At 52.1% G+C, this 12,113-nt stretch carries 8 protein-coding genes; all 8 read left to right on the top strand.

The window, feature by feature from the left end; genetic code table 11:
* Positions 1–82 precede the first annotated feature (82 nt).
* Positions 83–3,682 carry a TonB-dependent receptor gene (locus AC6I7T_RS26440; protein ID WP_497790795.1) on the top strand — a complete coding sequence of 1,200 codons (3,600 nt, stop codon included), beginning with the start codon at positions 83–85 and terminating at the stop codon, positions 3,680–3,682.
* Positions 3,683–4,120: 438 nt separating this feature from the next.
* Complete coding sequence (locus AC6I7T_RS26435; RefSeq protein ID WP_497790794.1) at positions 4,121–4,789, top strand: hypothetical protein; 669 nt, start codon at positions 4,121–4,123, stop codon at positions 4,787–4,789.
* Between the two features lie 617 nt (positions 4,790–5,406).
* Positions 5,407–7,425 carry an alpha/beta hydrolase domain-containing protein gene (locus AC6I7T_RS26430; protein WP_497790793.1) on the top strand — a complete coding sequence of 673 codons (2,019 nt, stop codon included), beginning with the start codon at positions 5,407–5,409 and terminating at the stop codon, positions 7,423–7,425.
* 174 nt (positions 7,426–7,599) lie between these two features.
* Positions 7,600–8,214 carry a hypothetical protein gene (locus AC6I7T_RS26425; RefSeq protein WP_497790792.1) on the top strand — a complete coding sequence of 205 codons (615 nt, stop codon included), beginning with the start codon at positions 7,600–7,602 and terminating at the stop codon, positions 8,212–8,214.
* A complete protein-coding gene (locus tag AC6I7T_RS26420; RefSeq protein ID WP_497790791.1) occupies positions 8,204–8,593 on the top strand; it encodes a transcriptional regulator in 390 nt (129 codons plus the stop codon). Before AC6I7T_RS26425 ends, AC6I7T_RS26420 begins: the two co-directional genes overlap by 11 nt.
* Before the next feature lie 57 nt (positions 8,594–8,650).
* Entirely contained in the window at positions 8,651–10,075 is a 1,425-nt protein-coding gene (gene creD / locus AC6I7T_RS26415; protein ID WP_497790790.1) for a cell envelope integrity protein CreD, read from the top strand.
* A gap of 78 nt (positions 10,076–10,153) precedes the next feature.
* Positions 10,154–10,942 carry a di-trans,poly-cis-decaprenylcistransferase gene (locus tag AC6I7T_RS26410; RefSeq protein WP_497790789.1) on the top strand — a complete coding sequence of 263 codons (789 nt, stop codon included), beginning with the start codon at positions 10,154–10,156 and terminating at the stop codon, positions 10,940–10,942.
* Between the two features lie 124 nt (positions 10,943–11,066).
* Positions 11,067–11,816, top strand: coding sequence for a secretin N-terminal domain-containing protein (locus tag AC6I7T_RS26405; protein WP_497790788.1), 750 nt, complete (start codon positions 11,067–11,069; stop codon positions 11,814–11,816).
* Positions 11,817–12,113 lie beyond the last annotated feature (297 nt).

Here is a 12,113-nt window from a genome sequence, read left to right as displayed (position 1 = left end):
GCCCTACCGTCTCCCCATCGATCGCATGCCTTGGTAACCACGCAATTCCATTCCGGACTGCGGTCGAATTCTGGAGGCAGAAATGAGACGGTTCTTTATCCGTATGCTGAGAAGGACTCCCAAAGCCCTTCCATTGTTGTCTCTTCTCGTTGTCTTACTAATAGGAGGTTCATCGGCATATGCCCAGGAATACAGAGGCACAATCCTCGGGCAGGTAACAGATCAGACAGGAGCAGTTGTCCCGAAGGCAACAGTAACCGCAACGGGACCGCAGCAGAAATATCAGGTAGTTACGGGAAACGATGGATTATATGTAATCCCATTCGTCCAACCCGGCGTCTACACAATAACCACCGAAGCACAAGGATTCGGCAAATTAACAAAGAACGATATCCATGTAGACATCGCTTCAAAGATCAGCCTCAACTTCAAACTGCAGGTCGGCGGAGCAGCAGAGACGGTCACCGTCACAGATAATGCAGTCTCGCTGAATACGTCCGACGCCTCGGGCGGTACGGTCATGGACCCGGAGAAGGTAGAGAACCTTCCACTGAACGGACGCCAAGCATATATGCTGCTATCCCTAACTCCGGGCACGCAGTTTACTCAAACGCAATTCGGTTCCAGCGGCTACTCCGGCACACGCGGATGGGACGAATCCAACGCCTACTCCATCAATGGACAGAGTGGCAGTTATAACCAGTTCTCACTGAACGGCGCCCCCGTCTCCCAACAGAATGGAGGAGGAGCCGGAACCTGGTACATCGCACCCAGCATCGATGCGATCGAGGAATTCAAGATCATGACGAATACCTACGATGCGCAATACGGACGCTATTCCGGAGGTACCGTCAACACAATACTGAAGAGCGGCACACGCAATTACCATGGAACAGCTTTCGATTACTGGCGTAACTCAGTATTGGATGCAAACACTTATCAGCTAAACCAAACCAATACCAAGAAGTCCTTCCATAACGAGCACCAGTTCGGTGGTACCGTCGGCGGCCCGGTATTTCCTCATCGGCAGAATCTCTTTTACTTCTTCAGCTTTGAGGGGTGGCGAGAGGTGATGCCCTCTTCCGTCGTCAGAAACGTACCAACCTCGGATATGCATCCCGACTCAAGCGGGAACGTCAACCTGAGCGGATACTTGAAAGCGGTAAATGTAAAGGGAGTCTTCAACCCGTCGCAGGTTCACTGTGCAGTAGCAGGACAGAGTCCATGTCAGAAATATGAGAGAGACCAGTTCCCGAATAATACGATTCCGGCATCTATGGTCTCCCCTCAATACCTGAAACTCCTGAGCCTATTCCCTGCACCAACGCAATCCGGTTACACGAACAACTACAGCTACCGGGGATCGAGCACCTATCGTTATAACCAGCCGATCGTTCGTGTCGACTACAACATCAGTGACGCTACCAAGCTCAACGGAACCTTTGCCTGGTGGTCCGGACATGAGTACCGTAACTCAAGCGGCCTAACCGGAGCATTGATTCGTGGCGACATCAACAACTATCGCTCTACTCTGAGCCAGGTCATCGACCTTACTCATACCTTCAATCCCAATCTTTTTGGTGACGTCCGCGTCTCCTTTACCAGAAGCTATAACGTCGATCCCGACGGAGCAGTTGCCGCAGGATTATCGAAGTTGTCGGCGGCAGATCTTGGCCTGACCATGCCTCAGATCCCAACTACCAGCCGCACTTGGGCTCCGGAGGTCGATACTGGAAGGTTCGGCACGATCATCGGCAACACCGCCGACCCGACCATGTTTGAGACCTACGCTCTCAGCCCATCGATTACACAGGTAATCGGACGACACAACTTGCACTATGGATTTGATTTCATGCTCTTCCACGACATCGTTAATGGCGTTGGACAGCCTAACGGGAAATTCAAGTTCACAGGCAAATACTCCTGGCAGTATCCGAATAACAGCAACTCTACCGGCTCTTCCGTGGCCGACTTCATCATGGGATATCCGGAGAGTGGCAGTGTTGAAGACAAGTCCTCAACCTATGAGTCCTACAAGTACTATGGCCTCTACATTCAGGACGATTGGAAGATCAGACACAATCTCGCCTTCAACTTTGGCTTGCGCTGGGACACAGAAACCTCGCCGGTAGATCGCAACAATCATCTGCTCGCCGGACTCTGCCTGACCTGCGTTAACTCTCTTACCAGCCAGATTGCCTTTCCTTCCGGCGGGACACTTCCCAACGGAGCCACCATGGCCACCACGCTTTATGGTGTAGCGCAATTTGCAAGCAGCAAGTTAACCGCGTACAAGAACACCTTTGGGAAGCTTCAACCCAAGATCGGCGCTACATACGCAATCTCTGACAAACTGGTGATGCGCGGCGGTTGGGGACTCGGCACCGCAGTGGGTATCGAGCTTGGTGGCGCATCGCCCTGGGATCAATCGACCGACTACAACGCCTCGGCAGACAACAGCGTAACGCCAACTCCCTACTACCGCGGCGGCACACCGTTCCCAAGCGGATATACGCCTGCCGCCGGAAGCTCTCTGGGCGCCTTGACCCTCGTAGGAGACGGCCAGGGAATCGATCAACGCGATCGGAAGATTCCTTTGACCCAGCAGTACTCCTTCGGATTCCAGGGACAACTGCCGTACGGCATTATCGGGGACCTGGAGTATGTAGGTGCACATACTTCAGGACTGCGAACCTCGCGTCAATTGAATGGCTTGAAAAGAAGCGATGTCTACAAGGGACTCGCCGATGCAAGCTATCTCGATCAACAAGTCACTAATCCGTTCTATGGGGTCCTGCCCAGCACCGTTGGTCTGGGTCAGAATCCTACAGTCTCGGCAAAAGTGCTGATGACGCCCTATCCAATCTTCAATGGAGATCTGTACGAATATACCCATGCCGATGGATATAGCAACTACAACTCCATGATCGCGAAGGTGGAAAAACGCCTGAGCAAGAGCGGCGCCTTTAGCAGAGGGCTTAGCTTCCTGGGCTCTTTCACCTGGGCAAAACTGATGTCAGCTACCGGATACCTGAACAACGATGCCCAGTGGCTGGTTGATGACACACCCTCCTATCATCTGGCCAGTGGAAACGATGCTCCTACCTGGGCCTTCTCGTTCAGCGGTCTCTATGGTCTGCCCTTCGGCAGAGGTGCAGCGCTCCTCTCCGACGCGCATGGCGTGCTGGGACAAATCGTGAACGACTGGGAACTCGACTGGATTTTCCAAAACCGTTCCGGTTCTCCGATTGGTCTTCCTAACGGAGATATCTACACCTGCGGGAAATACAATCCGGTTCCAAGCCAGAAGGGTTGGGGCAGCTATCTGAACAATTCCGATCAGAGCTGCTGGTCCAATGCACCCGAGTACTTCATCCATACCTTCGATGGAACACAAACCAAGGTAAGACAGCCTTGGGCACAACAAACAGCCCTTGCAGTAGAAAAGAAATTCGCACTTCAGGAAAAGTTGAAGCTGCAGTTCAAAGCCGAAGCATTCAACTTCACCAATACCCCAATCTTCGGTGGTCCAAGTACCGACAACCCGGAGACTGCCCCCTCGCGCGTAACCAGCGTGCCCAATCCCAATGCACCGGGAGCGTGGACAGGTTACGGCACAATCGGCAGTACACAACAGAACTTCCCGAGACAAGTGCAACTTTCATTGCGACTTATCTTTTAACGAAAACCCAAACCAACAAGGGAACGAGAGCGGCTCTAGGGCCGCTCTCGTTTCTTGGTCCTGTTATTGACATTGAAGAGACAGAATTGTCCCAAGGGGACCCGACTCCAAGCACTCTACCGAAGTGAATGGAAGAAACGAATAGGCCCAAAGGGCCGGTACCAAATGTCAGCCCAGTCCGTCAGGACTGGGGAGGCAGACGATAACATCTCCGAGCGCCAGCGGCGCGGCACCTGATCTCGAACCAATCGAGTGAGTACCGCGCCTCCAGCGCTCGGAAATCGCTGCATATCTACTACCCAGCCCTAACGGGCTAGGCTGACGTCTGGTTAATTGGCCTTCCAGGCCAATATTGATTTGTCTCAGCTACATCGAAGAATCGCTATTTACAAATCTCCGAAGAGGAATAAACTACGGCGTTGCAACCTGGAGTTGCCTATGCGCGTCTTCGGAAACCTGAATCTGAGACTCTGGATCACTCTCGCGGTCCTTATCGGAGTCCTGCTCTGGGCCTGGATCATCACACATCGCAAAACTAAGACTGAGGACGGTGTCAGCACTCCTGACCTGTCAACCACCAACCCCCTGAATCAGCCTGGAGGAGGAACAGCTCCAGCCGATGCTTACGAGATCTATTCCGTTCTTTATCGAGCGCCGATGCAGGAATCTCTTGTCGTCGCAGAAAATTCGGAGACCGATATTCCGCAGGTAAACGGCAGTTGTCTTAATCCCTCAACGCCGGAAGAACGCGCAATGGTTGAGGCCTTTGAAGCAGCCAACAAACAGAGTCACCGTTGGGAACAAAAATTTGCGGTCTCTTCCGGATATACCTTGCTTCCGCAAGCAGAGACAGCGCAGGCTTTAAACTGTCTTGAAACTCACGGGCAAGATATCGCACGCTGCGAAAAATACAGGCAGATAAAGCATGTCCGTCTTCTCGGCATTCCCGAATTCAATCAGACACATACAAAAGCCCTGATATCGATTATCAAGAAATGTGGCGGCTTTTGCGGAAGCGGAGGCATCTTCCTCGTAGAGAAATCCCAAGGAACATGGCAGCGCTCAACCACCTCCGACTTCACTCGCGATTGCAACTGGATGTATTAGGTCATAGGAGATACGGCGATATCGGTAACCGGAAGAACTGCCCCTGTAAGAGATGCACGGGTGCCCCATCTTCACGAGCGAAGCGAGTTAAGGTGGGATGAACAAAAGTTTCAATATCGGTAGCCGATAGATTCTGGAAGTTTGCAGGCTTTATTCAAAGGGCGTCCCGTCAGGGATGCCAAGCCAATAGCCCCGGGTGTAGCGTAGCGAAACCCGGGGAAAGCAAAGCAAACAAGACCTCCGCCCCGGATGGGGCGGAACGAATCTTACTTCGCTGGATGGGGCAAAATTTCGTCCCGCCGCCTCCGGGGCGGGCATGTTTGTTTTGTACGTTACCCCGGGTTTCGCTACGCTACACCCGGGGCTACTTTGGTAGCATCCCTCCAGGATGCTTTGCAACATATGAACAATGCGAGGAAGAGTGGAGACTGCTCTCCACTTGAGGATGTAGAGGCTCTAGTTGATAGCGCTTTGCGCCGTCTTAAAGATTGCGGCACTCGCAGGTTTGCTCTACCGTAAGCGAGTTTCTCTCTACCGCAACTTTCGTGAATAAAACGAGGGCGGGGTGACACAACGGTCATCTTCTTCTCAGAACGGTAGAGTGTTATGCTGCGCTCATGCGCTTCAGAATTCTCGCAGTTCTTCTATTTCCCTTCCTTCTATTCTCGACCCTTCCTCTTAACGCTCGTGTTGCCCGTGTTGAAATAGGTTCTCGCGTGGACGTTCTCAGGGGAAAAGTATTTGGATCGGCGGGAAGCTATGAGCGCATCACGGGAAAAGTCTTCTTCTTGCTTCCGGTTTCCAATCCTCACAACCGGCACATCGCCGACCTGGAAAACGCTGTCAATCTAAAGAATGGAGAGGTTGAGTTCGTATCGGACTTCATCGCTATCCGCCCCAAAGTTGCCAGCAAGGGCAACGGCTCGATGATCCTCGAAGTACCGAATCGCGGCCACTCCAGCATTATTCCGCTGATCGATGGCGGAGATTGGGACATCGCCAATAATCCGGGAGATGCCTGGCTTCTGCGCAATGGCTTTACCGTTGTGACTCTCGGCTGGCAATGGGATGCCAATAGCGCAAACGCTCTGCACTTCACTGCACCTATCGCAAAAGCAAATGGGAAGACGATTACGGGCCTCTTACGCGGCGATCTGATGCCGTCGAAGGTAATACAGGAGATCCCGCTAGGCCACCTGATTACGGGAGGTATCGGAGGCAGAGAGTATCCCGTTGCGGCACCAAACGATTCTCGCAACATCCTTACCGTACGCAGCTCCCGCGATGGACAACGTAAAGTTATCCCGCGCAGCGAATGGCAGTTTGCTCACATGGTTGACGGCAAACTTACTCCCAGCGACCGATTCCTCTACCTGAACGGAGGCTTTCAGCCCGGCAAGATCTATGAGTATGTCTATGTCGTCGAAGATCCGGTTATTGCCGGAGGAGCCTTTGCGGCGATCCGCGATTTTGCGTCCTATTCCAAACATGCTCCCGACAGCATTACTCCGGTCAAGCGCGTTTACGGACAAGGCATCTCACAGGACGGACGCTTTCTCCGCAATCTTCTCTACGACGGCTTTAATGCCGATGAAGAAGGAAGAATCGCACTGGATGGCATTCTCGCCCATGTCGCAGGCGCAGGCAGAGGAAGCTTCAACTATCGCTTTGCCCAACCATCGCGGGATGCGCAGCCTACCTCCTCAATCTTCTTTCCAACCGACATCTTTCCCTTTACCGATCTGCCGGAGAAAGACCCTGTCACAGGAGAAACAAAAGGACTGCTCGATCATGCCATTGCCGAGAAGGTCGTGCCAAAGATCTTCTTCTCAAATACCTCCTACGAATATTGGGGGCGCGCAGGAGCACTGACTCACGTCAGCGCAGACGGCAAACACGATGCGACTCTATCGGAGAATGTCAGGATCTATCACTTCACCGGACTTCAGCACTCGACGGGGCCCTTTCCTCCAGTCAAAGGCAAGGGAGATCTACTTGGACAGGAACGACAGTCGCCACTGCCCTCAAGATACTTCTGGCGTGCGATGATCGCGAATCTGGACGCCTGGGTTCGCAAGAATACGCCACCGCCTCCCAGCAGCTATCCGAAGCTTGCCGATAACACGCTAGTGCCGCTGCAAGAATTCAAGTTCCCCAAAATTCCCGGAGTGAATGTGCCACACGAAGCAAGCGAAGCCTACCGTCTGGACTTTGGGCCAAATTGGCATAAAGGGGTGCTTAGCATTCAACCTCCTGAAGTAGGACGGCCTTTCCCTGTGCTCGTGCCACAAGTAGACGCGGACGGCAATGAGCGCGATGGAGTGCGTCTGCCCGAAATTACAGTTCCACTCGCAACCTATACAGGCTGGAATCTTCGCGATCCAAGCATCGGCGCGCCGGACCAGCGCGTTGCGTTCCTCGGCTCTTATCTTCCGTTTGCAAAGACCTATGCGGAACGCCAGAAAACCGGAGATCCGCGCAAGTCGATAGCTGAGCGTTACCGCAATCGTGAAGACTATCTCAATCGATATAAGAGAGCTGTCGATGAGCTAATTAAGCAACACTGGGTCCTTCCCGAAGACCGGATGCTGCTCATCAGTCGCGGCGAACAAGAATGGAGCGAAGCGACAAAATAGCCATTCCCGGATACCCTATTCTGCCTACCACTGCGACTCCATTCTTCCGGCAAACTTCAACAGGGAGAATGGAGTCCTAATTCGCTGTAATACCCGGTAGTTAGGAAAGGACATTCCAAGAGCATTGACAAGCGTTTATTTCAGGTTTACTTTACAATGCAAAGTAAAGAACTTATGGACGACCTCTACAAAGCGCTTGGTGACATCAGCAGCATCCGCAGGCAGATGGCCCGCAGTACGGAATTTCGTGGCTATGGCCCTGCAACGTTGGCCAGCACAGGGGTCTTTGCGGTTCTGGCGTCCGGGGCACAAGCCCTGTGGGTTCATAATCCAGCGGCTCACATCTCCACGTATTTGGGGATATGGATTGGAACTGCAGTATTGTCGGCAATACTCATCGGCGCACAGATGTATACCCGCACTCATCGCATTCATTCCGGAATGGCCGACGAGATGATCCACATGGCTGTGGAGCAGTTTCTTCCCTCCGTTGCCGCCGTGGCCTTGATCACCATTGTGTTGGTACGTTGTGTTCCCTCTTCACTGTGGATACTTCCCGGAATATGGCAGGTCATCTTTAGCCTGGGTGTCTTTTCTTCCTGCAGATTTCTGCCTCGGCCTATGCTGGCAGCAGGAGCATGGTACTTACTAACCGGACTCGTTTGTCTTTCCTTGGGAGACGCCCATGCACTCTCTCCCTGGGCAATGGGAATTCCCTGTGGCACAGGGCAACTGCTCATCGCAGGAATTCTCCTTTTCACTTCGCAGGAGGGTGCAGATGAAATCTAATCCCCCATCCAGCGAAGGCCGCTTTGCCTATGAGGGACTGGACCGTGTGATTCATGAACGTGCGCGGCTCAGCATTCTTACCTCTCTCATTACCAATCCCAAAGGACTAACTTTCAACGACCTGAAACAACTATGCGCGCTTACCGATGGCAACCTAAGTCGGCATCTGAGTGTGCTCGAAAAAGAAGAAATAATTGAGATCGTAAAGGGACATGATCGCAATCGTCCGCTCACCATCTGTCGAATTACTGCTTCAGGACGAAAGCGGTATCTGGAGTACCTTTCTACACTCGAACAAGTTGTTCGTGACGCCGCAAAGGGGACCACGGACGAGAGCGCTTCAAACCTGCTCGGAGATTTGTCACCGTCACGGGCATAAAATTTTTTGCCTATTCACTTTACATTGCAAAGTACTTTACAGCACGGAGGAAGCTAAATGAACGAACTACCGTTAACAGCAACGGGCCTGAGCTTCAAGTCGCGATCACGATCCATGGGAATGAAGCTCATCGTGGTTTGCGGACTGGCCTTGTTGATGAGCATCCCGGCATTCTTTGTCGAGGGTCTGATTGAAGAAAGAACCCTTCGTGCGAGGGATGTTGTAAAGGAGGTCAGCAGCCATGTCGGAGGGCAGCAAAGCTTCCTGGGACCGACACTGGCGATCCCCTACCGGATTCCCTCGTCGAATCCAAATGATTCTGCAAAATACGGCACCTATCTGGTATTTCCGGCACACGCTTCGGCCAACGTTCAAACGAAGACAGAAGAACGACGGCGCTCTCTCTTCCGTGTTCCTGTATTTCAGGCAGACTTGAAGATGGATGCAAGCTTCGATCTGTCCGGCGTTCCCTCCTCAGCTCCGCAAGGCGCAGAGTTGGACTGGAACCGAGCCGAAATTATCGTCGGAGTCACGGATGCTCGCGGAGCATTGTCCGATGCCACTCTGTCCACGAACGGAAAGAACACTACTTTCGTTCCTGCAGAAACATCCGGAAGCCTAACCATGAACGGAGATGCCAGCGGAGATCAGAGCCAGTTGACCAAGCTAACTCTCTTCGGAGCTAAAGTCGCGGACCTGGCCAAGCCCAATACGCAATTCAACGTGACCTCCACCTTGCGCTTTTCCGGAGCTCAAAGGATTGCGATACTTGCTTACGGTAAGACTACTCAGCTCAAGATACAGGGGGATTGGGCTAATCCGGGATTCGATGGCGGATTTCTGCCGGTCAACCGCAGCATAAGTAACAACGGCTTCTCTGCCGAATGGTCTGTTCCCTTTATTGCGCGTGGCGTGCGCGCAGAAGGTCAAGCCGACGCTATCTCAGGATTAAGTGCAACGGCTCTTGGAGTATCTCTTATCGAAGTAGCCGACCCTTATCAATCCGTAAATCGCTCTCTGAAGTATGTACCTCTGTTTTTGGGATTAGTCTTTCTCTCTTACTTCATCTTCGAAGTAATGACGGGCAAGCGCATTCACCCAGCTCAATACATCCTGGTAGGAATCGCGCAGATCATCTTTTATCTATTGCTGCTCTCTCTTTCGGAACGAATCGGCTTCGATTTTGGATTCTTACTTGCCGGAACTGCTACCGTTGCACTGCTCTCGGCAAATGCAGGGTGGGTATTTAGCAGTAAGGCTCAGGCATTCCGCGCTTTGGCAATCTTCTCCTTGCTGTACATCTTGATCTATCTGCTGCTGCAACTCGAAGACAATGCCTTGCTGGTGGGCGCGATTGCCAGCTTCCTGGCAATAACGGCAACTATGTACTTCACTCGAAAGGTCGATTGGTACAGCTCGCTTCCGGGCTCCAATACAGCAGAAGAGTCGTCGATTCCGCTTACTCCGAAGTATCCGGCATAGGAATTGGAACTTATTCATGAAGGTGGGGTCAGCCTCACCTTCATTTCCGGCTCATGGAATGGAGTGGTTCTTTCACACATGAGCACCATGAAAGATAGACCCAAAACGATGAAGCTTTCGAGGTTAAATCTCTTGAACCCTAGATCAAAACAAGATCTGCATGTTGCCATCATCATGGATGGCAATGGACGCTGGGCAACACAGCGCGGACTTCCCCGTGCCGCTGGCCACCGCGCCGGAGTTGCCGCAGTCCGCCGCGTTGTTGAGCACGCTCCAAGTTTGGGGATTAGCCGTTTGACTCTATATGCATTCTCCTCCGATAACTGGAACCGTCCGAATACAGAAGTCCAAAGCATCTTCTGGCTGCTGAGGGCCTTCTTCCGTCTCGAGAAAGAACGACTCAGGCGAAGCGATGTCCGGCTCGAAATGATTGGCCGCCGCGACCGCATTCCAGCTACCTTGCTGCGTGAGATTGTTCATGCGGAGAAGACAACCGAAGCATGCCGCAGTCTCCATCTTCGAGTTGCTGTCGACTACTCTTCCCGCACCTCTATAGCTCAAGCAGCCCTCACAGCTTCGACCTTCGCTTCACCATCGGATCTTCTTTCGGCAGACCAGCTATGCCCCTTACTTGCAATGGTGCTCCATGAAAGGAGCAGTGAGGTCGATTTACTGATTCGTACTGGTGGAGAAAAGCGTCTCTCGGATTTTCTGTTGTGGGAGTCAGCCTATGCAGAATTGTTCTTTACAGACAGGATGTGGCCAGATTTCGATGCCTCGGATCTGGAAATGGCTGTAAGTGAATTCAATGGCAGAGAGCGTCGTTTCGGGGGGCTACCCAAACTTGCTACAGTAATCGCCAGCTAAGGAATCTTTGTCCTACTTATCGACTCAAAGTTATTCAAAGATTATTTTGAGCGAAAATTTCTTTCCAGCGTCCTGTTTGATGAAAGGGCCTGTCTCAAAAAGGCCCGAGAGAGGCGATGTGTGCATGAAACTGGCTACTGACACAGCGACAAAATTCTGGACAAAGATAATCTTTACGGGAGTTGTTTGCACCTCACTAGGGCTTCCCTTGAACGTGGGAGCAGAAACACCGTCTCCCGATCTAAAAACCGTCGAGTCCAGCTATCAGACCTTCTATATCACCCACCTGACGCAAAGGACTGGGGCGAACGAAATCATGACGGATCTCCGTAACATGCTTCCTCAAGCGCGAATCTATTACATTTCCGCTCAAAACGCTCTCTCCGTAAAAGGTTCTCCCGAAGATATCAAGCAAGCGCAAAAGATAATTGCCGATCTCGATCGTCCGCTTAAGGTCTATCGAGTCACTTACTCATTGAGCGACGTAGAAGGCAACAAACGTATCAAAACAGAGCATTACACGCTCATGGTAACGGGCGACAAGAACGCTACGCTGAAGCTGGGTAGCAAAGTTCCTATTTTTAAGAAGGCTGAGTCCTACGACTCCAATTCTCACTTTGACGTCCAGTATACCGATATAGGCTTAAGTATTGAGGCAATTATAGAAGGGACGCGGCTGCATACTAAGATCGAACAATCGAGCATTGCTGAAAAGGCAGCCGCCGGGGCACCTCAATCTCCGACCTTCCGCCAGGCAAATCTCGAAGAAGTTGTAACCCTGACGTCAAACAAGCCAATCCTGCTAGGCACTCTAGATATCCCGGACAGCACACATCATCAGGAGATCGAAGTCTCTGCCGAAGCTCTTCAGTAGAAGACCTCAAAAGGGATAACCTGTATGTTCGTAGCCGAGCTATGGCTAGAGCATTTTTCGAATTAGTGTAGACTGAGCATGGCGAAACTCAGCGACAAGCAAAGCAATGGCGAAAGCCTACGAAGATGATCTGCGACGTAAGTTCCTAGCAGCCTATGATGATGGGAATGGGACGCTGGAGGAATTGGCAGAGCTATTTGGAGTAAGTGTAGGTTGGGCGAAGAAGGTTTCCAGCCAGCGGAAGCATAGTGGTCAAGCCGAGCGAGTTGTTCATCGTCCCGGGAGAAAACCACACGT

Source organism: Humiphilus diazotrophicus, from assembly GCF_059726315.1.
The sequence above is the reverse complement of the archived record's forward strand: the minus strand, read 5'-3'. Positions and strand labels throughout refer to the sequence as shown.

Bases quoted from the DNA above. Each gene is read 5' to 3' on its own strand.
- AC6I7T_RS26440 (WP_497790795.1), top strand. From the start codon at position 83: ATGAGACGGTTCTTTATCCGTATGCTGAGAAGGACTCCCAAAGCCCTT.
- AC6I7T_RS26435 (WP_497790794.1), top strand. From the start codon at position 4,121: ATGCGCGTCTTCGGAAACCTGAATCTGAGACTCTGGATCACTCTCGCG.
- AC6I7T_RS26430 (WP_497790793.1), top strand. From the start codon at position 5,407: ATGCGCTTCAGAATTCTCGCAGTTCTTCTATTTCCCTTCCTTCTATTC.
- AC6I7T_RS26425 (WP_497790792.1), top strand. From the start codon at position 7,600: ATGGACGACCTCTACAAAGCGCTTGGTGACATCAGCAGCATCCGCAGG.
- AC6I7T_RS26420 (WP_497790791.1), top strand. From the start codon at position 8,204: ATGAAATCTAATCCCCCATCCAGCGAAGGCCGCTTTGCCTATGAGGGA.
- creD (WP_497790790.1), top strand. From the start codon at position 8,651: ATGAACGAACTACCGTTAACAGCAACGGGCCTGAGCTTCAAGTCGCGA.
- AC6I7T_RS26410 (WP_497790789.1), top strand. From the start codon at position 10,154: ATGAGCACCATGAAAGATAGACCCAAAACGATGAAGCTTTCGAGGTTA.
- AC6I7T_RS26405 (WP_497790788.1), top strand. From the start codon at position 11,067: ATGAAACTGGCTACTGACACAGCGACAAAATTCTGGACAAAGATAATC.